Consider the following 19,999-nt stretch of genomic DNA (forward strand, 5'->3'; position numbering starts at 1 on the left):
AGGGAAACGGCCTTTTCCCTGGATGGCCCGAAGGCTGACCGAAGGGGTGGAGAGAGACATTACGGGTGACAAAAACTATGGCTTGAATTTCTACGAAGAAAGTAGCGATACCTCTCTTCCCCTTCCCACTTATACCTCCAGTTCAATCTCTACGGATTTTCTCTCCTGTGGACGTGCAAACCTTCCCCCTGATAACGCTCTATACGGCAAGTATTCCTTTGGGTGAAATGGGTGGTTTGTTCTCTCTATCGGCGTATGTGGTTTCGTTGTTCTTGAGGTGGTTCTTCTCTGTGTTTTCGTCTGGGTTGTTCTCGTCGTTTTGGTGAGTGTTCTTCTCCGTGTATGGAGTAATGGCAGGTGCGCTTTTCTCTTCGTTTACGTGAAATGATGGAAGTGTGGGTAATGGCAGTAGGGCGCTTTTGCTGTTCTCCGCATGTGAAGTAATGGCGTTCCCTGCTATTCAGGAATTTGCGCTCTCTTTCGGGGTAATGGTGGGTAAACGAGATGGCGACGGTTCCTGTTCTGGTCTGGGGTTGTACGGGGTTTCGTTCTGACTGTTCTTCTCCGTGTATTGGGTAATGGCGTGTAGAGGTTTACGTGCGCGAGCTGCGTTCTCGGTAGCCTGGGAAGATTAGGTGGGTGGTCTGTAGCCTGTGGCAAAGAGGTGGGTCTTTTCGGTAGCCTGACAGGAAGAGGTGGGTGTTTCCGGGATTGCGGCTAATGGCGTCTCTGAGTTTCCTGTGGGTGTGGTTAACTTGTTTTCTTGTGCATGAAAACAACTTGTTTAGACGTCCAATATAACGCAACGGGAGCGCTTCTGAGCGTGTTTGTTTTTGGGTGGTATCACTAGTCGTTTTTGACGTTTTGTCGCAGGGAGATGGATTCTGGTGCGCAGGATTTTGCGTATAAGAGATGGCGTGTGAAAACGTCAACTTTTTAGACCAAATCAGGGGGAAGCGTTGACTTTTCGTTGATGTGTTATTTATTTGTTTTCTTATGGGTGTAATTGGCTTAAATGCCTTGTCACGCCTGGGCCGGGGTAGGTTGGATGGGTGGGGAAAGTGGCGATCAACGGATTCTTATAGAAATCCTCAATTTGTGACCGCCAATGTCAACGGATTGATTAAGCTAGTTGTGCTCAAACATCTCCGTTCTTAATCCACTGCCTGATTTCCTCGTCTCGTGCGACTTCTTTCTCGTGTTGGGTAACATACAGGTCGGGTAAAAGAGGTGGAGCGAATTCTGGCTCTGTCGAACACCACTTTTCATATGCCTCACGCATAGATTTTTCTACATCCCAATGTTCCAACTCTTGGTATTCAATCGGCCAGTTATCCTGCAATTTCTTCACAGCTTTATGAATCGCCACGGATAATCTAGACACTTCCGAGCCGTTGATAATACTGGTTTTCATATTCTGTCGGTGACATCTGTTCGCTAGAACCATGCCGACGCTTACTGTTATAAAACATTTCGATGTAATCAAAAATATCACTGCGGGCTTCTTCCCGCGTTCCGTAGATCTTTTTCTTTATCCGTTCACGTTTCAACAACTGGAAAAAACTTTCTGCAACCGCATTATCATGGCAGTTACCGCGACGGCTCATGCTACCCTCCAGGCCGTGTGATTTCAGGAACGACTGCCACTCATGGCTTGTGTACTGACTGCCCTGATCCGAATGAACCAGCACCTGTTTTTCGGGATTACGCCGCCATACAGCCATCAGCAGTGCGTTCAGGACAATGTCCTTTGTCATCCGGGATTGCATGGACCAGCCGATAATTTTGCGTGAGAACAGATCAACAACAACGGCAAGATACAGCCAGCCTTCGTGGGTCCTGATGTAGGTTATGTCCGTTACCCAACGCTCATCAGGAGCATCCGGATTGAACTGTCGCTGGAGCCTGTTGGGTGACACGATACTGGCCTCGCCTTTACGTGCCCGCGGGCTTCGGTATCCGACCTGAGCCTTTATTCCGACACGTTTCATCAGTCTCCAGACTCTGTTTACTCCGCACTGTTGCCCGCTGTCACGCAGATCCAGATGGATTTTGCGATAACCATAGACGCATCCCGATTCCAGCCAGAACTGTTTAATCTGTCCTGTCAGTCTCAGGTCTGCCTGATGGCGTTGTGAATGCGGCTGCTGAAGCCAGGCGTAAAAACCACTGGGATGAACATCCAGCACCCGACAGAGCAGGCGAACAGGCCAGCAACAGGAGTTGTCACGGATAAAGGCGTACCTCAGTCGGACAGCTTTGCGAAGTACGCCGCGGCTTTTTTTAATATGTCCCGTTCGTCGGTAACCCGTTTCAGCTCTTTCTGGAGACGGCGGATCTCGGCCTGAGCATCTGACTGTTCTTTATTAGTGGAAGAATCCGGACCGTACTTCTTTATCCAGGCATAAAGGCTGTGGGTGGTGATATCGAGACGTGTTGCAACGCTGGCAACAGAATAACCGCGATCAACAACCTGTTTGACTGCTTCAGTTTTAAACTCTTCAGGATAACGCTTACCGCTCATGGGCACCTCTCTTTAAGTCATCTTAAATGACTCTGAGGTGTCTGTTAAACGCGTGGCGATTCAGAGCTGAAAGAAGTGCGCCGTAAGAATGCTGATCCGAAGAAGCTGGAGTCCTACACTGAACGCGATCCGGACGGCACTATTCGCAGCTACAGCTTCTTGAACGGCAAGTCGTGCGAATCCATCGTATACCCAGACGGCACAGGCAAAACGACCTGCGATTAATTCTTCAGAAGCACCTCATATGGGGTGCTTTTTACTTTGGATCGCGAAACAGCATCTGCGTGCCTTTGGGTGACGTGTCGAAAAGGTGAAAACCTCTGCGTTTTAGCATGTCGGCCATTTGCGAGGATTTGACGTAGCACTTCGCCATCATCGGCTGGCTCGGGTTTGAATCGATCATGTCGGACACCAGCATTGACCCATAGCCTTTCCCGCGCAGCTCTTTGACGATACTGACGGCACGGAGTTCAAGTCGTGGCGCACCGGTTGGATCGAGTGCGGCACAGAACCAGATTAGCCCTGCTTTTTTGTCATCAGAACGGCGCAGCAGGATGTAGATATAATGCCCGGAGTATTGGCCCTGCTCGTTCGTCTGGATGGCCAGCCTGGTCTGCTTCTCAAAGGTTTTACCACCCTTTGATGTGAGGATCTCTTCGTAGAAGTGACCCTTGCGTGCGCCGTCTTCGAACTCACCCATGATAAATGGCATGTCTGCCACAGTTGCTGCCCTTGAATAAAATTCACTCATGTATTAATCCCTAAAGCTCTCAGTGTCTTTCTAAGACACCATATTTTATGCCCCGGTAAAACCATGAGTTTACGTTTAAAACGTCTCAGGGGGCTTCTGACGCGCTACGCTGATGTCGATTACCCCAGCTTTTGGGCGAGGGTCGACAAGATTCAACTCTTCAGCACTGTGATACTCCGTATCGAACTCCCGATCGACATGGCGAATGTAGATGGCCGTAAGAAGGCTGTCGTCGTTCAGGAAGTGTCCGTAGGATTTGCGGATCACTTCGCCAACCTTCTCGATCTTCTCTCCACCCATGCAGAGATGGTTAAACCGGCTGTGTTTCCGCAGCATCTCATCCACCGGGCCGGAGTAGACCTTATCGACTCTCCCGAACCGGATGATATTTCCAGTATCAGCCTCAACCAGACAAACGAGCTTGCCAGGTTCGACCCGGTCTCGCCATGTTACGCCAGAGCGGAATGTGTTGAAGTAGGGTGCGTCTAATCCGATGATCGGTTTACGAAATGCCAGCAGTGGCACGTAACGTATGCAGCTGTTCAGGTGGAAGTGCGCCCCGGCGTCGTGGAGTTTGAGCCGGGTTTCGTTAATCGGGCACTTCGACGCAATGCCGCACAGGTCGCAGAGCAACTTCTGTTTGTTCAGGCTAGTGTTCGATTCAATGGTGTAGGAGCCATCTTCAAGACGGCGAACCCAGCGCGTGCGTTTGAGATCCATAATTCTTATTCAAATAGTTTTGTCCGGGGCAACGATAACTGACAAGGCGCACCGATGTTTGCAAATGCCTGTTTTACTTATACCCATTATTCACAGGACCGATCCAATAATTAGATCCCCAGAGAGATCCTACAGAAGATCAAAAGAGATCCCCGATCGTCTCCAGCCGTTGCGGTTACTGGCCTGAGAGGGGTTTACTATCCACTATGGGGAGGAAAGTAACCTCTGTAGAGAGCATAATAACCGCTATGAAGAGCAAAACAACCTCTCTGGAGAGTGGTCGGTATCCACTGTAGTGAGTAGGATACATTGTCTTAACTGGATAACTCAGTGCCTGTTTTTCTACGTCAGGTGGCTGATATTCATAGAGATGTTGAAAGTTTTGCGTTCAGGCGTGTTTGTTTCGACCACACATTATCCCCAGAAGGGGAGTGATGGCTGGTTTTGCAATTACCTGATTTTTATACACAGGCCCGATCCAGTAATTCAGATCCCAAAGAGAACCAAAGAGACCCACAAAGACCCAAAAAGATCCCCGCACCCAGCAAACCGTTGTGCCACATGGCCTTAGAGGTGATCGATATCCACTATAGAGAGAAGATCAGCCACTATGAAGAGCAAGCCAACCACTGTAGAGAGTAGAAAAACCACTATAGGCGGTAGGATAACCGCTGTGATGAGTGCTACTATCCACTGTAATCAGCAAAGGCCACCAAAGCGGTCGAATAAAAAGAGACACTTGGAATGAGCGAAAACGGTAATAAAAACATAGCGATCGTTGAAGCATTCTCAGAAACAGACAAAAAGACCGGTGAAGTTGTTACGTTAGTTCCTAACACCAACAACACAGTTCAGCCTGTTGCTCTGATGCGTCTTGGTCTCTTCGTTCCGACGCTGAAATCGACCGCCAGGGGCAGAAAGGGGCAAATGGTCTCTATGGACGCCTCTGCTGAACTCAAACAGCTGTCTCTGGCCAAAGCCGAAGGGTACGAGGACATAAGGATCTCCGGCGTTCGTCTGGATATGGATAACGACTTCAAAACGTGGGTAGGCATCATCCACGCGTTCGCCAAACACAAGGTTGTTGGCGACACCGTCACGTTACCGTTCGTCGAGTTCGTCAGGCTCTGTGGCATACCAACGGCCAGATCGTCCGCGAAGTTACGCAAGCGCCTGGACAGTTCTCTAACTCGTATTGCTACAAACACTATCTCATTCCGCAGTAAAGGCTCTGATGAGTATTACGTGACGCACCTTGTGCAGACAGCAAAGTACAGCACAAAGAACGACACGGTCTCGCTGCAGGCTGATCCTAAGATTTTCGAACTCTACCAGTTCGACAAAAAGGTTCTTTTGCAACTCCGGGCAATTAACGAACTCTCCAGAAAAGAATCCGCGCAGGCGCTCTACACCTTCATCGAAAGTTTGCCACCTGACCCGGCACCAATCTCGTTGGCTCGCTTACGCGCCAGACTTAACTTAACCAGCCGCACCATTACCCAGAACGCGACAGTCAGGAAGGCGATGGAGCAACTTCGGGAGATCGGCTATCTCGATTACACCGAAGTGAAGCGCGGCAGCTCGGTCTACTTCATCATCCACTATAGGCGGCCGAAGTTACGCCCGTCATTGCCACCAACTAAAGCTGCGCCTGAAGAACCAGAAGACATCTTGCCTGGTGATGATCAGGAGGACATTATCGATGTTGTTCCTGAAGAAAAAGAGGGTGAGATGGTCATGTTGAGCAAGGAAGAACTGGCGATTCTCGAAGAGCTACGCAAGGCAAAAGCTCGCAAATAACCCAACCACTGTAGAGAGTAGAAAGGCTCACTATCCACTGTAGTGAGCCTTTTGTTTATCTGAAATCCGCTATCCACTGTAGTGAGTAACAACAACCGAAGAGTAGCCACTGTAGGCAGTGGCGCTCAAATAGCGAAATAAATGTTAGTGGTTACAAACCTAGATGAAACAAGGGCTGCGAGGTTAGTGGTCACTGGGTATCTTGTTAGATCCACTCTCTATAGTGGTTATCGTTGTTCCCGTAGTTATTGGCTATCCACTGTGGAGAGCAGAATCGGTTGGCCGTATTTACTAACCACTGTAGTGAGTAGATATCCGCTGAAAACAGTGAAGGTTTACTCTCCATAGTGGATACCCGCTGGAGAACGCATTCCATCACTCTCTATAGTGGTTGTTTGCTGCGAATGAACGCCTGTTTACTCCCTACAGTGGATAGCGACGTCGATAATCGCCACTTTACTCACTACAGTGGATACCGGATATCACGGCAGCCGTTTTACTCACTACAGTGGTTATGGGCCGGATACGCACGCGGTGAGCTGGCTACTCACCGCAGTGGTTAGTGTTATCAGTGGATTTTCTTCAGCAGACCCCAGAGTGTCCCGGCCTTCGTCGTGAGCTTACCTGTTTCCGGATCGTACATGCGCCATTCGCGACGCTGGTGGACAATGACACCGTCCTCACGTTCCAGTCGCTCCAGCACGCCGGGTTGCTTAAACCCTTTGGCACGCCAGTAGCCGCTTGTTTTTTCGATTTCCAGACCTGCCAGTGTAACCGCCATCAACCAACCTCCTTGCAGTCATCGAAAAGGTAGCTGGCGTTCTTCGCGTGAACGCCGTAGACATCACCTGATTTGTTGTAAACGAACTTATCTTCACCCACGCCAGACAGTTTGCCGTTACGTTTGGTGAGATAGGGGGAAGACAGGACGCGATCATCGCGAACAACATAAAACTGTTCGCCGCTGTCCACAACCATCGCGCCGTAGCTGGCTTTGACGACATTGCGGATCACGTCGTTTTTCACTTCGGCCACTGACATCTCACACTCATAGACGTGCGTGTCCGCGTAGACAGGGAGGGAGAGCAGCGCCAGAGCCAGGGCTATTTTCTTCATGCCACGACTCCTTTGATAACGCCGAATGCTGAGTCGAATACCAGCACTACGGCCAGCGCATTAACCATCGCGCCATTAACAGGCGCCAGCGCTTTACGGATTGCTCCGGTGAAGATGCAATCGAGCACAAAAGCTATCGAGACAATAAGTAATAAAGTGTCTAATACAGTTTTCATGATAGGTAGATACTAACTTATATATTTTTTGCTGTAAATATCACTCAAAAGTGCTGATGCCTAAGATACGCTCAAGATGAGCCGCGTCTTCATCGCTTACCGGCATCGTGTAGTCGACGTACCAGCAACTACCGTTGTGCCAACAAACACCGTCATCATCGACATACACAGAATCTGCATCAATGCCAGTGTACTCAACGAGATTGCGCTCAATTGCCGCTTGAATTTCTTCATCGTTCAGCCCATCGCACTTGACCATGAATAGCGGGTAAACGTCATAGTCGGTGCTGGCTGAAATGCGAACCAAAATCTTCATGTGTTTTCTCCTTGTTGGTAAGTGCTTATTTATATTAATGTGCGCCATGCGGCGCACAATCATTGTGTTCAGGCTGGTGGGAAGAACTTCTCCAGCGTCCGGTCGACAGCCTTATCAATGTGCATCAGATGCCAGACGACCATATCTTTGCTTCCCAGACCGCGGGTGTAGATCACGTCGAACTTACGCCAGGCGGCGTGAAACCAGTGCGGTGTATCATCAACCGGCAGATTCTCTCCAGCCTCCTTGAAGTACTTGAGCAGCATGGCCTGTTCAGCGGTGGGCGTCGGGCCAATCTCTTCCGCGTACATTCTGATGAAACGCTGCCAGTCGGCTTCATCTTCTGAAGGTTCCGGTGCGTTCATCTCTGCAATCGCCTCACGCAGCTGCGTCGCCCATTCTGGCTCCGGGAAGCCCTGGGCAATTTCGGTATCCACTACATCCAGCGCAGCGTTGGCCGCGTCATACAGTTTCTTCACGCTTTTTCTCCTGCATTAAAAGGAACACGGTCATTGCCGCTCTGAAAGGGTTAGGGTTCTGGATCAGATGTTGTGGCGTTGAGCTATCCACCTTTCTGTGGGCCGCCCTCCACTCGCCAGGCTGTCTGGCAGGGATTACGCCGATTCTGTGCCGATAAATAATGTCCCACGCATCTTCCGGATCGTTACACCAGTCGAAGGTTCCGGCTCCGTTCGGGCCGATGGCGACCACTGCTGTGTAATCGCCTTCCTGTGAGCCTTTCCAGCCATATTGTGAGATAAGCGGTCGATGGCCGGTGGCTTCCGCGACCAGGCAGTTAATCTCAAAGTCCGTCATCTCGCTGTAATTTTTCATTCCCGATCTCCTTCTCATCCGTTGCCGAACAACTATGTGGCGTTGTCACTTTGTACTTCTACGGATGGTAATTCCGTATTAGTAACCAATTTGTTTTCTTGTTGGTGATAATACGGAAATAAAAAAGGCGTCCAAGTGGACGCCGTATCTTTGAAAAGGCTGTTACTTCAACGCGATAAACGGAGTATTGGCCCCTTCAGTCATGTACTGAGGCAACTGACCATTCCATTTGTTGATGGCTTCCAGCTCCATGACGTTCGGGTTCTGACGTAATGCTTCACCGCGCAACTTGATGGCATCAGCTTCTGCTTGAGCACGCTTGCGGATAGCGTCGGCTTCACCTTCGGCTTGTTCACGCAGCATGTTCGCTTCTGCCTTGCGCTGCTCAACTTCCTGCTGGCGCTGGAGCGTTTTCTGGTTCGCGGTCACTTTGGCATTGATAGATTCGATGACAGTGTCCGGGTAGTCTGGTTTGCCCACCCATGACAGGCTAATAACCTCAATACCTACCGGTGACATTTCTGCCTGAATGTCTTTCAGCGCATTGTCGAGCAAAGACGCCTTGCCACCGTCGATGAACGTGTCGGTAGTCATGCGGCTGGCCAGACGGTTCAGTGAGTCCGCAATCTTCTGGCGCAGATCAGTGTCGGTAATGTCATCAACACCTTTGCGATAGGTCTGGAATACGGTAGTTACTTTGTCGCGATTAACCAGATATGCCACACCAATTTTGTGGCCGATGGCTGTACCGTCGCTCATCTGGAATGTGAACGGCTCATCGTAGGTTTTCATCTGTTTGAAAGTGGGGAAGGTGTACAGCTCGGTATTCAGACCAGTCCACTGACGGCCAACGCCGACAACTTCACCGATACCTTTGTCTTCACCCAATTTGTTTACCTTAATGCCAACGTATCCCGGTTCCACGCGATCGCAGCCGGTCAGACCCATTGTGCAAATAGCAGCCAAAGCCACCGCCAGTAAACCTTTCTTCATTACTTACTTCTCCTTAATTTTATTGAGTGAGTTGATATACCTGCGGCCAGCTTTTAACAAGGCAACCGGGAAGACTACAGCGATGGCAAGTCCGATAAATAAGGCCAGATCGCTTTTAGCTGAGATAAGCGATGGAACCAGTAAACCGTAGATAAAGCAGACTGATATCACCGCTGAAACAGCCATGAGATAACCCTTGATCATGTGTTTCCTTTTGTCGTTTTGGTGTAGAAATGATAAGTAAGTACTTATATATTTTCAAGTATAAAAAAGGCGTCCAACGGACGCCCTGTGATTACGCTTCTTCTGTTTCGGCTGGGGTCGACTCTTTCGCTCGACGCTCGTCTATCGCCTGGAGTGCTGCGATGATTTCCGGAAGTGGCTTCTCGCGGTACATCTCGACGATCTGCGATTTGGTGTATTTCTTATCGCCAATTTCCACACGCCCGCTGGCGTTCTTGGGCAGGTATCCTTCCTCCAGCATGTACTCAACCAGCGATTCGATGACGTCCAGCCCGCGAGTCGGGTCGAAGTAGAATTTCCATGAGCATTTGCCAAACGGAGGCGCGACTTTGTTTTTAATGCACTCGGCGCCAACGTCCTGTCCGATCTTCTCTTTGCCATCCTTCATGACGGATGCGCCCAGACGGATACGCACCGACGCGTAGAACTTCGGAGAGTCACCACCCGGAGACGTAGTCGGATCGCCAAACATCACGCCAATTTTGGTACGCACCTGGTTCAAGAAGATGATGCACGCGTTGTACTTACGCGCCCAGAGCGCCAGAGTAGGGAAGTTCGCACTCGTCGCGCGCGCCAGCGCCGTGTTGTCGTTCATGTTCAGCTGATCTTTGTCCTTCGCAGTGCCTTCTGCCATCTTGTCGAACTTCTCAGCCTTCGAGTTCGGAACCATCGACGCCAGAGAGTCGGCAACGATGCAGATAGGGGCTGTTTCCGGGATAAGCTCTTCGTCGCGCACCAGCTTGAGGATTGTGCCGATCAGCTCGACGGAGTCTTCGAAGGTATCCGGCTGTTTGTAGACCCACTGACCGTCGTCTTCGTCGGCGTTCAAGCCATTCGCCACCGCAAGACCAACGTCGAAACTGTTTTCGTGGTCAAGGAACACGGCCAGACCATCCTGTTTTTGTGCTGACACCATTGCAGCCGTCGCCAAAAAGGTTTTACCAGCGCTTGGTGGCCCGAAGACTTCAACGATACGCCCACACGGAAAACCACCGTCGTAACGTCCGGAAATGGCTTTGTTCAGTGGGGGAAAACCGGAGTCAATCCAGTGGGAGACTTTCTGGATCTCGTCATTGCTGCCGATTTTCTTTTTCAGCGCCAGTGCCAGTGCGGATTTGCCTTTTGCCATGATTAGGCTCCTTTTGATTCGTTGATTCGCTTCGAAGCAGCGGCTTCGTCAAACTTGATTGCGTCGTGGTTCAGGTGTTTGGCGACGCGAGCGATGATCTTCACGACCTGCTCGCTGACCAGCGCGAACTCACGCTCAGTAGCAGAAATGCCAGCAGCGCCCAGAATGTTCGGCAGCGCCACCACAGCGTGCTCGCCGTGGCAGAAGACAATCTCTTTAGCCAGCATGGTTGGCGTAGTTGCCCCGCCATTAATGATGGATTTCAGCATCAGCAGTACCTCTCAAATGGCAGAACAAACACTTCCAGATCTTCCAGAAACGACCGGAAGTTCAGCTCGTAACACATCTGTTCGAAGGCATTCATGTCGCGTGCGCCTTTAATCGACTCGATTTCGCTGGGTGGGAATTTTGTGTCGATAAGGTTCATCAGCATCATGTTGCGCTTAAAGGCTTCGAGCATCCGGCAGCCCGTCTTCTCGTTGAAGGCATTCTTTGCCAGTTTGTTGAATGCCGTCTTATAGCGACCTTTGTTGATGACAATGGAGCCGTCGTTAATGCCGCGTACCATTGCGGCCACGCTTCCCCATTCATGAAGCAGCTCTTTCGCGCCACCATCACCAATGCCACCGACGCCTTTGATGTTGTCCGAGTTATCGCCCTGCAACGCTTTCGCTTCCAGAAACGCGCGTGGCGTCGGCAGACCAGTCAGCTCTGCGAACTGTTCGAAGTTCACCTGTTTGTGCTTGGCATCTTCACGCAGGCTTACCCAGCTCACGTTCTCGCGAACCAGCTGGAGCCAGTCGCCATCACCTGTCAGCAGGTAGATATGGTCAACGGTCGGCTGCGGTGCCAGGCGAGAGACCAGCATTCCAGCCAGGTCGTCCGCTTCTGCATCCTTTGCAATGAGTTGGTTAACGCCCAGCGCGGTCATCATTTTCAAGATGTACGGCTTCTGGAGAGCAAAGCCTTCTTTCATCTTCTTCATATCCGGGTCGTCATCGCGATTCGCTTTGTACTCCGGGTAGAAGTCGCGACGTTTGTCGCTGAATCCATCCCACAAGATCATTGGGCGGGCATGGAGAATTGAGGCGTAACGACGAACGTTCTTCACGAAGCCAAAAGCCGCCTGAACTTCCATCTCGCCGTTGTGTAATTTGTCGGATTGCTGGTGGTAATAGCCCAGGCTGTTACCGTCCACAAAGAGATAATTCACCGGTACACTCCTTCCAAAAAGTAAGGCGTCCGTAGACGCCTTACTGGTCACGTTATGGGATTACAGAGCGTCCAGTTCAGCCAGCAGGTCGTCGAGACCTTCGTCAGCTGGTGCAGATGCAGCGGCAGCAGATGCTGAAGCACTTGCAGCTGCGGCGGCTTCCGGAGCTTTAACTTCTTCCGGTTTAGTTTCCGGTTTGAACTCAGCTTCAGCGGCACGCAGGATCTCTTCATCAACCAGGCTGGTGGACTCTGGAGCCGGAGTGTGTGCTGTAGCGACAGCAGCTGCACCTTCCGTATGACCAGTGATAGAGCCAAAGCCTGGCAGTTCAGCAGCAGCTGATTTTGCAGCGGAAGAAATGGCCGGAGAGGACATTGTTGCTGCCGGAGCCGCGATACCAATCAGACGACCCATAGTGCGAGCCGTAGACAGCAGACGGGTTTCGTCAGCCTGGTTCGCGTATGCGATCAGATCGTGTTGGGTAGTCCAGAGCTTCTCAGGAATGTCGCCTTTGTAGACTTTACGTTTCGGGGATACGTCGTACTTGGTGTCACGACCGGAACCGGTACGCTTAATCAGGAACGCATAGCCTTCTTCTTTGCTCAGTGGATTGCCGATATCATCCGCAATATCTTCGGACATCACTTTGCAGATATCGTCGAAGACCGTAGACGGTAGCTCAATCAGCTGGCATTTCTCTGCGTCCGCAAAGTCTTCACGCGCAGACAGAACACCGTTGACCAGATAACGCGGTGTAGCACGCATACTGTTAATGCGCTCTTCCATCGCTTTGTTGCCCTTAAAGCGAGCACGACCTTCCATAACCATCTCACACAGCTGGCAAGCGTGGCCGTGGGTGTGCTGTTCGCAGATGTAGGCGGTGGTTACATCTTTGCCTTCCTCATTCTGATGCTTAACGTAGTGCATACCGAAAGTCTGGAAGAACACGCCATTCGGGTCGTCCTTGTTCGGAAAAATGCGCAGATAGTTATTGCCGTCTTTCAGACGGGTCAAATCAACGTTATTGCCACGTTTAGAAGCAATATCGCCACGGGTCTTGTTAAGCAGATCAAGTAATGACTTAGACATGTATTTCTCCTTGTTGTGATTGTGGCCATTGGCGCTATGCGCGTTGGGCGTTCGTTTATTCGTGGCTCTTTCGAGCGAGAAGAATGATAGATCAGTACTTACTTATGATCTAGCATAAATTAACGGGGAGAGTGGAAACGTTCGGCGCCCAAACGCTCAATCTCCACGATAGCCATTTTGGACGCCTGGACAATCATGTCGCGGCGGTGGGAAAAGGCGACAACAGCGTGCTTGTACAGATCAGCAACGTGCCGGGCATCGTCGAGTTTCTGGCGCTTCGCGAGGTATTGCGGGTTGGTTCTAACCTTCGCCTCCAGTACGGACTCATTAAACTTAATGCCGTTCATACTCAGGTTCTTACGCTCATTGTCGTAGATTTTCGCCTCAATCGCATCGAGGGAGAGTTTTGCATCTGCGACTTCGCGTTCTGCCCGCGCCAGCTTAGAGCCGTACTCCATCAACAGGCGCGGTTGCTGACGCCAGACTTCCTCAAGATTGTCGCGGTCGAACTCCAGATCGGACATGATTTTTTCGTAGATATCTGCACTCATTTTGATAGGTTCCAGATTATTTCTATATATCAATTTTATCATAATGGAAACAGGCGGTGGAGATTATGACACGATGAAATGGAGGTTATGAGATAGGTAAGCCAGTGAAAAATCAGGTGGTTCTGGTACTCTATGCCCCGTTAAAAGCTGGCCGTAGACAGCGTACGACAATGTGGTGGGGACACGGACGGAGGGATTTCACTTGCCGTTGACAGTTGTCAACACCGAACATATAATATGCCGGAGATAAATTGTATCTGAAGAAACATACTAATAAGCACATTCAAGCGGCCATTGAATATGCTGTAACTCAGGGCTGGGTTTGGGTTCCACCAGGCGATTCTGCACACTGTTTTTGCAAATTGCGCTGCGGCAGTCCAGAAGGTGAGCACCGAGATCACCAGATGAGCGTATGGTCGACACCGAGAAGTGCTGAAAACCATGCCAAGCAAATCATTCGTATGGTAGATCGCTGCGATTGATTTTGCCCGGTAAGGAGTTGCGACAACAACTCCTTACCGAATCAATAAGAGAATACTCTGAATACTAAACGAAGAGGTACTATGGCGCTTTATAACTTCACTCTGACACTCTCAGGCGTAACGTATGAGACCGAAGGACTGGAAGACGCGCTGTACGAAAGCGGCTGTGACGATGCGCTGATTTGCGCATATGGAAACTCCGTCTATGTTGAGTTCGACCGCGAAGCTGAATCGCTGGATGCCGCTATTGCATCAGCGGTCGACAATATCGAATCAGCCGGAATCGGCGCTATTGTTGAATCTGTCGACTCTGCCCTTGTAGGCTTGAGCGACATTGCAGAAATAACAGAAATGTCTCGCCAGGCGATTGCGATGCTGAAAGATGGCACTCGTGGTAGCGGAGACTTCCCTTGCCCTATCCAACGAATCAAAGGCCAATCCCCACTTTGGGATTGGGCTGATGTAGCCGAATGGCTACTAAAGAACGGTCGATTAAAAGAAGACAGCAACTTGGTAAATAACGCTCGTGTGCTGAGTAAATGGAACCTTGCCTTACGTGCAAGCGCTTCAAAAGATTTTCAAGAAGTTGAGTCGATCGCGGTAGCTCTTATCGCACGTCGACGTCATCACGCCGAATGCGCATGAAAAAAACCCGCCAATCGGCGGGTTTTTGCTTTATGCGACTTTCTTACCAAAAATGTTGGATAGCGTGACTCTGGTCTGGCGTTTCAGCCTGTACTGTCTCACATCGCCAATCTTGTTCACTTCCATAAACTCTTTGGCCACCTTCAGCACCAGCCGATTGCGGAACACTTTGAACGCCTCCAACTGTTCCTCTGGATTATCCGATTCGTAGATCTCCAGCAGATACTGGCACGCCTTCGGATCTTGCGTTTTAAGCGCCAGCGCTCTGGCACATTTACGCAGACGACTGACTTTATCGGCACCATCCAGCCCGGCGAACGCCAGCGCCAGATCTAACGTGACCGGGCAGTCGATGATTTCCCAGAACTGCGACCGCATGGTGGCCGCAACAGCTTTATCCTGAAAATCCGCTGGGATAGCCGCCAGCGCTTGTGCAATCTTCTGTGCCTCGTTCATGGTGTTCTCTTTATTCATTTGCTAATAGTCTCCGCTACCTCTGCCAGAATTGCTTCCAGCTTTTCGCCTTCTTCTGGGCGAAAGTACAAAATGTTCGGGTTAAATCCGTAGAAAACGGTCACATCCAGCTCTGGCAGATACTCTTTGCGTCCAACCAGGTCGGATGGTTTGCTCTTGTTGTTGAAGAGTGACGTCGCCCGGCTGCCACACGTCAGCACATAGGTCGGACGCACCAGATTGATCTCTTCACGCATAAAGTCGGTGAACTGGCCGATCTCGTCTTTGGTGTAGTCCTTCTCTTTGTCCTTCACCTTTTTGCACACGCCGGTGACGTAGAGATCGCCCATGCGCAGATCGCCTGCAGTAAGCAACTTCGCTTTAAAGTCGTCGTAGCCGTTCTCCATGAAGTAACCGGTACGCCCATCATTGCCGTTCGCGTTGTCCAGAATGACCATGATTTTCGGCTTAATGCCAATGCTTGGGCGGATCAGGTCGTCTCCCAGACCCATTTCGGCCGCCATGCGAGTCATCAGTACATTCACTTCAGCAGAGCGCTTAGGGTTCATCTCGAACGGTCGAGAGGCTTTTACAGCGTCGATCACCAGATTGCCCATCAACTCTGCCTGGTCGCGCAGTCGTTCCGGATCTGTCGCTGGCAGACTGCCAGGCTCAATCGATGCGAACGCACCTACTTTTTGCAGTGACTCGCGTACCCGGCTGTTGCACGCACGCTTCTCGACCGCTTCCTCAAATTGCTCAAGTGACTCGAATTTGCCGCCAACTTTCTCTCTCGCTCTCATGATGGCCTGGCAACCATTCTCAGAGCAGCCTTTCACAGCAGAGAAGGGCGCATACAGTACCTGGCTGCCGTCTTCCAGCGTGCGGATCTCAATTCGGTTAGATGACACGTTAACGTCTGGTGGCAATACGCGAATGCTATAGGTCAGCGCATCCTTAACCAGCCCCTGGTGCTTATCCTCGCCCAAAATGGTGAGCGCAGCTGCGAAGAACTCAGCGGGGTAATGCGTTTTTAGCCACATAGACTGATAGCTGATCAGCGAGTAGGCAACGGAGTGTGATTTGTTGAACTGATACGCACCGTTCTTCTCGAAGGCATCCCAGATCTCCTTAGCTTTCGTCTCAGACAAGCCGGGTTGTGACCCTGTAACGCGTACAGCAGCCATAGGCAATTTCACACCTGCCTCCAGCGCTTCTTCGACCGTCCGCAGTGCGCCGTCCTCACATTTGAAGTGTTCCGCGCGGTGAATGCGCTGCGTTGTGCCGTCTTCCATCTCAACGTCGATCCAACCAGCTTGAGCCTGAACGACGAACTTCTCGCCCATGCTCTTCATCTTTTCCATATCCTTTTTACCGATCGCTTTACGCACACCATCTGCTTCGGCCATCGTGAAGCCGGCCAGCAATCGTGTCGCGTTCATCGTCTGTTCCTGATACAGAATCACGCCGTTGGTTTCCGCGGTAAGTTCGTCCAGTACCGGGTGCAGCGACTGTGGAGCCATGAAGCCTTTGGCCACCGAGACATAGTCGTCCAACATGCCGGATTGAATCGGGCCAGGTCGGAAGAGTGCGGTCGTGGCGACAACGGTTTTGAAGCTCATTGGTTCAATGCCACCGCCCAGATCTTTAAGCAGCTTGCGCATGGGGCCGGACTCCAGCTGGAATACGCCCTGCGTGTACCCTGCAGCGAACCCATCCAGAACCTTGCGATCGTCCAGTGGGATAGCATCGAGATTGATGTCTTCCCCGGTACTCTCTTTGATGTAGCGTTTCGCGCTATCCAGCAGATCCAGTGTGGCCAGACCGAGAACGTCCAGCTTAATCAGCCCCATCGCCTCGCAGTAACGTTTATCGAACGCAATACAGCGAGCATTGCCACGCAGCTCGACGGGCGTGCGCTCTACCAGTGGAACGCCAGCGACGATCATCCCCGCAGCGTGACGACCAAAACCACGCATCAGGCTTTGCAGCTTACAAGCCGCTTTGAACGCTTCCGGGTTTTTCGTGGCGTATTTGTCCAGGCTGGCCAGTTGCTCGCGCAGCTCTTCCAGAGACAGGCTATCGTCTTCCAGATTCTTGAACTCTTTGGATACCGCCATATCCGCAGCGTCGACACCGTAAATACGCGCAGTGTCACGCAGCGCAGAAGCGGCGCCCAGATAGGTGAAGTTCGGAATACCGGCAACGTAATCTTCGCCATAGCGTTCATTCAGATACTCGATCACCTCATGACGACGTGCCTGGCTGAAGTCCAGATCCGCATCCGGTAAGTCGAGACGTTCAGGGTTGATGAAACGCTCAAACAGAAGACCGTGACGGATAGGATCGACGTTGGTTATGCCTATACACCACGCCACCAGAGAACCGGCAGAGGAACCACGACCTGGCCCGACAGGAATGCCAGTTTCACGGCTGTGATTCATCAGGTCGCGCACCATCAGGAAGTAACCACAGAAGCCCAGGCGGGTCAGTGTGTCCATTTCGTACTTCAGGCGATCAACATACACACGGTGCTCAGAAGCCGGTGGTGTGTAGCCAAACTCTTTGGTAGTAAGACGCTTACGCAGCCCCGCGACAGCCAGCTTCATCAGCGTTGCAGGCTCGTCGTCTGCCATCTTGGGCAGTGCTGGTGGCAATTCATGCCAGCGCCATGTGCAGGCTTCAATAATGGTGTCCTGCGTTGTTGAGGCCATTGCAGCTGTTACCGGCACATCCATTCGAACGGAGAAGGCTTTCAGCGCTTCAAGGAGATGGCGGCGACCATTAACGGCGTTATCTCGCTGGTGGGGAATACGCAGACGATGCGGCTGATCGATTTTGATGTTGTTCGTAACCATGTGCGCAATGTCTTTAATGTCAGCGTCGTCGACCGCTTCGTAATAAGCGGGGTAGAACGCCACTGGCTCTATTTTCAGTGCGCTCGCCACTTTCATCGCCCGGACGTTAATCTGGTCGTAGAATGGGGTAGGGTGCGGATAAACCACGCTGTAGAAGTTATCGCGTCCTCCAGCTGTGACCAGCGTCCCGATAATCTTTGCGAAGTCCTGGCGCTGGAATACACTGCCAATGTCAGACGTCAGCAGGATGATGTTGCCTTTGGCATATGCGGCCGCCAGCTGGTCAAGCGCCAGACGCGGGACAAAGTAGAATTGCTCGCGCTTGTTGGCTAAGGTCATCAGTTCGCACACGTCGCGATAACCTTGCTCATTCTTTATCAGTGCCGTGAAGCAGTAGCTGCGATCACGTACCAATGATTCCATACATCCCCCTGACTCTTTCGCAAGGCGGGCGCGGTGCTCGTATGTCGGATCGTCGACAACATTCAGCTTAACACCACAAATAACCGCCATGTCGTCGCCAGCGGCACGCTGCAGGGGGATCACACTGGCAATGTTCATGCTGTCAGCGGAAATGACAGCGGTGTAGCCAGCGTCTCTCGCGATTTTCACCGCGTTTTCTGCTTTTAGAGCCGACTCTCCCAGGGAGAAGTCAGTTCTGACCATCAGAGCCTTCATGTGTTTTTACCTTTCTGGTTTTCTTGATTTTGTCATTGGGGAAGCCAACGAACTTCCCATACATCGAAATCGCAACCTCTTTGGCTGACTGGTGGCACTCGGGCCTATCCGGACACGCCAGACAAGCCCGGCCAGTTTCAGACGCTGCGATAAGAGAGCCGAAACATCCTTTACGCACGATTAACCGAAGATCTTCTGAACCACTTCACGCGCTGCCTGTGCAGACGTGGATGGAAGTTTATTGATAAACGACTTTTCGATGCCGGCAGAGAAATCACCGCGCATCATTCCGATTTTTGCGGACAGCAGCAGCTCGCGAGGGCCGATTGGCTGGCTGATCAGATGCTGTTCATAACCTTCACGGACAAGATTCGCGAATTTCACCATCTTCTCGGCGTATTCGCGGATGACGCCAGCCTCAGCCAGCATGTTGACTTCAGCCTTAGTGCTCATGTACTTCACGTTCGAAACAATGCCGAAGCGCGAGAAGTTCGCCGCGTTCTGGATGTTCGTTCCTTGATAGAGACCCGTTTCGTCGCCAGAGCCGTTAGTGTTGCCAGTGCCAATGAAGGCAAAGCGTTTATGCGGAGTGATACGGCGCCAGTCCGGAGTTGCCTCTTTGATGATCAGCGGTTCTCCTTCAAGAACTGGCTGGTACACACCCAGAATCTGCGGGAACGCGAAGTCATATTCATCAGCGAGGTACACCCAGCCATTTTTCATCGCCAGCGCCAGCAAACCAGGCTCGAAGTAGGTGGAGCCATCGCGAGCGAGGATCTGGCCTGTAACGTGTGCTTCTTCCATAGACGCCGTATGCTGGGCGCGGATCAGTGGTCGATTCAGCAGGGCGCATAGCTGCGTAGGAAGAGAAGATTTACCGGTTCCTGCATGACCCCAGAGATAGCCTGGGATTCCGATTTCCAGCATCATGAAGATGTCTTTAATCAGGTCGAAGTCGCCATACACATAGTTCTTCTTCGCTTCCGGTACGAACTCCGGATATGGCGTGTTGACGTTGACTGTCACCTGTAGTGGTTTTCCGCGTGGCGTTCCCAGCTCTTTGATCGTTACGCCAAGCAGCTCGTGCGCGGCCACCAGTTCGGTCTTGTATTCGACCGTTCCTGCGTAGCCCGGATGTGCGCTAATGTCCGCCACTTTTCCTTCACCTGAATGCTTTTCGGCACGCTTCTCATTGAGTTTGGCCAGTGCCGTGCGAGAGATCGTTGGTTCATCCGGAAACGCAGTAGTGTACATTTTCACCACCTCGTCCACGTCCAGACCTTTCGCGGACTCAGGAATGTTCTCGCAGCGGCCCATAGAGATATGGGATTTCAGGTAATGAAAGGATTTGCCACACCACTTGCAGACGATGGCTTCTGGCAAATGTTCTTCTTGCTGTAGTGCAGTAGCGGTCATGTGTTTTTCCTT

Annotated in this window: 23 protein-coding genes; 3 read left to right on the plus strand and 20 right to left on the minus strand. The window is 51.4% G+C overall.

Annotation, left to right across the window (positions count from 1 at the left end):
- Positions 1-1,138: 1,138 nt before the first annotated feature.
- The 4 genes from L379_RS00770 to L379_RS00755 all read right to left on the minus strand — a co-directional run bounded on the left by L379_RS00770 (position 1,139) and on the right by L379_RS00755 (position 3,995).
- Complete coding sequence (locus L379_RS00770) at positions 1,139-1,414, minus strand: hypothetical protein (protein ID WP_255360364.1); 276 nt, start codon at positions 1,412-1,414, stop codon at positions 1,139-1,141.
- Positions 1,377-2,524 (minus strand): IS3 family transposase gene (locus tag L379_RS0124445; RefSeq protein WP_085949497.1). Its coding sequence is split into 2 segments (ribosomal slippage): positions 1,377-2,287 and positions 2,287-2,524, totalling 1,149 coding nucleotides; the frame shifts between segments, so codons are not numbered across the junction. Before L379_RS0124445 ends, L379_RS00770 begins: the two co-directional genes overlap by 38 nt.
- 256 nt (positions 2,525-2,780) lie before the next feature.
- On the minus strand, positions 2,781-3,236 hold the full coding sequence (locus tag L379_RS00760; RefSeq protein ID WP_223831801.1) for a GNAT family N-acetyltransferase: 456 nt from the start codon (positions 3,234-3,236) through the stop codon (positions 2,781-2,783).
- Between the two features lie 114 nt (positions 3,237-3,350).
- On the minus strand, positions 3,351-3,995 hold the full coding sequence (locus L379_RS00755) for a hypothetical protein (protein ID WP_006812555.1): 645 nt from the start codon (positions 3,993-3,995) through the stop codon (positions 3,351-3,353).
- A gap of 744 nt (positions 3,996-4,739) precedes the next feature.
- On the opposite strand from L379_RS00755, the gene repA reads away from it, so the two are divergent.
- Entirely contained in the window at positions 4,740-5,795 is a 1,056-nt protein-coding gene (gene repA, locus L379_RS00750; RefSeq protein WP_032655920.1) for a replication protein RepA, read from the plus strand.
- Positions 5,796-6,363: 568 nt separating this feature from the next.
- On the opposite strand, the gene L379_RS00745 is transcribed toward repA, so the two are convergent.
- From L379_RS00745 to L379_RS00685, 13 genes are all read right to left on the minus strand, one after another.
- Positions 6,364-6,576: a hypothetical protein gene (locus L379_RS00745; protein ID WP_006812558.1), complete on the minus strand. Its 213-nt coding sequence runs from the start codon at positions 6,574-6,576 to the stop codon at positions 6,364-6,366.
- Positions 6,576-6,911, minus strand: a complete 336-nt coding sequence (locus L379_RS00740; protein ID WP_016051670.1) for a hypothetical protein — start codon at positions 6,909-6,911, stop codon at positions 6,576-6,578. The genes L379_RS00745 and L379_RS00740 overlap by 1 nt, the downstream gene beginning before the upstream one ends.
- Complete coding sequence (locus tag L379_RS00735) at positions 6,908-7,087, minus strand: hypothetical protein (protein WP_004110036.1); 180 nt, start codon at positions 7,085-7,087, stop codon at positions 6,908-6,910. The genes L379_RS00740 and L379_RS00735 overlap by 4 nt, the downstream gene beginning before the upstream one ends.
- Positions 7,088-7,127: 40 nt before the next feature.
- Entirely contained in the window at positions 7,128-7,403 is a 276-nt protein-coding gene (locus tag L379_RS00730; RefSeq protein ID WP_032655921.1) for a hypothetical protein, read from the minus strand.
- A 68-nt stretch (positions 7,404-7,471) separates the two neighbouring features.
- Positions 7,472-7,882: a DUF7238 family protein gene (locus tag L379_RS00725; RefSeq protein WP_032655922.1), complete on the minus strand. Its 411-nt coding sequence runs from the start codon at positions 7,880-7,882 to the stop codon at positions 7,472-7,474.
- On the minus strand, positions 7,866-8,237 hold the full coding sequence (locus L379_RS00720; protein ID WP_004110046.1) for a DUF2591 domain-containing protein: 372 nt from the start codon (positions 8,235-8,237) through the stop codon (positions 7,866-7,868). The genes L379_RS00725 and L379_RS00720 overlap by 17 nt, the downstream gene beginning before the upstream one ends.
- 162 nt (positions 8,238-8,399) lie before the next feature.
- Positions 8,400-9,230 carry an SPFH domain-containing protein gene (locus L379_RS00715; RefSeq protein WP_004110049.1) on the minus strand — a complete coding sequence of 277 codons (831 nt, stop codon included), beginning with the start codon at positions 9,228-9,230 and terminating at the stop codon, positions 8,400-8,402.
- A 3-nt stretch (positions 9,231-9,233) separates the two neighbouring features.
- Positions 9,234-9,434: a hypothetical protein gene (locus L379_RS00710; RefSeq protein ID WP_032655925.1), complete on the minus strand. Its 201-nt coding sequence runs from the start codon at positions 9,432-9,434 to the stop codon at positions 9,234-9,236.
- A gap of 91 nt (positions 9,435-9,525) precedes the next feature.
- Positions 9,526-10,602, minus strand: a complete 1,077-nt coding sequence (locus L379_RS00705; protein WP_032655928.1) for a recombinase RecA — start codon at positions 10,600-10,602, stop codon at positions 9,526-9,528.
- Between the two features lie 2 nt (positions 10,603-10,604).
- Positions 10,605-10,871: a hypothetical protein gene (locus L379_RS00700; protein WP_000920226.1), complete on the minus strand. Its 267-nt coding sequence runs from the start codon at positions 10,869-10,871 to the stop codon at positions 10,605-10,607.
- Positions 10,871-11,815 (minus strand): 5'-3' exonuclease family protein, encoded by a 945-nt coding sequence (locus tag L379_RS00695; protein WP_023315974.1) that lies wholly within the window; start codon positions 11,813-11,815, stop codon positions 10,871-10,873. Before L379_RS00695 ends, L379_RS00700 begins: the two co-directional genes overlap by 1 nt.
- A 60-nt stretch (positions 11,816-11,875) precedes the next feature.
- Complete coding sequence (locus tag L379_RS00690; protein ID WP_004110098.1) at positions 11,876-12,904, minus strand: hypothetical protein; 1,029 nt, start codon at positions 12,902-12,904, stop codon at positions 11,876-11,878.
- 119 nt (positions 12,905-13,023) lie between these two features.
- Positions 13,024-13,455, minus strand: a complete 432-nt coding sequence (locus L379_RS00685; RefSeq protein WP_023315972.1) for a hypothetical protein — start codon at positions 13,453-13,455, stop codon at positions 13,024-13,026.
- A gap of 257 nt (positions 13,456-13,712) precedes the next feature.
- Between L379_RS00685 and L379_RS26370 the strand changes: the two genes are divergently transcribed.
- Positions 13,713-13,937: a hypothetical protein gene (locus tag L379_RS26370; RefSeq protein ID WP_071785734.1), complete on the plus strand. Its 225-nt coding sequence runs from the start codon at positions 13,713-13,715 to the stop codon at positions 13,935-13,937.
- Positions 13,938-14,018: 81 nt separating this feature from the next.
- The gene (locus tag L379_RS00680; protein ID WP_006812564.1) at positions 14,019-14,582 is read left to right on the plus strand and encodes a helix-turn-helix transcriptional regulator; all 564 of its coding nucleotides are present in this window, start codon (positions 14,019-14,021) and stop codon (positions 14,580-14,582) included.
- A 30-nt stretch (positions 14,583-14,612) separates the two neighbouring features.
- Here L379_RS00680 and L379_RS00675 read toward each other — a convergent pair whose 3' ends face one another.
- The 3 genes from L379_RS00675 to L379_RS00665 all read right to left on the minus strand — a co-directional run bounded on the left by L379_RS00675 (position 14,613) and on the right by L379_RS00665 (position 19,987).
- The gene (locus tag L379_RS00675; protein WP_002213143.1) at positions 14,613-15,056 is read right to left on the minus strand and encodes a DUF7740 domain-containing protein; all 444 of its coding nucleotides are present in this window, start codon (positions 15,054-15,056) and stop codon (positions 14,613-14,615) included.
- Entirely contained in the window at positions 15,053-18,571 is a 3,519-nt protein-coding gene (dnaE, locus tag L379_RS00670; RefSeq protein WP_006812565.1) for a DNA polymerase III subunit alpha, read from the minus strand. Before dnaE ends, L379_RS00675 begins: the two co-directional genes overlap by 4 nt.
- Before the next feature lie 180 nt (positions 18,572-18,751).
- A complete protein-coding gene (locus tag L379_RS00665) occupies positions 18,752-19,987 on the minus strand; it encodes an AAA family ATPase (RefSeq protein WP_004110112.1) in 1,236 nt (411 codons plus the stop codon).
- Positions 19,988-19,999 lie beyond the last annotated feature (12 nt).

This window comes from Enterobacter sp. MGH 33 (assembly GCF_000534535.1).
Lineage (GTDB): Bacteria > Pseudomonadota > Gammaproteobacteria > Enterobacterales > Enterobacteriaceae > Enterobacter > Enterobacter hormaechei_C.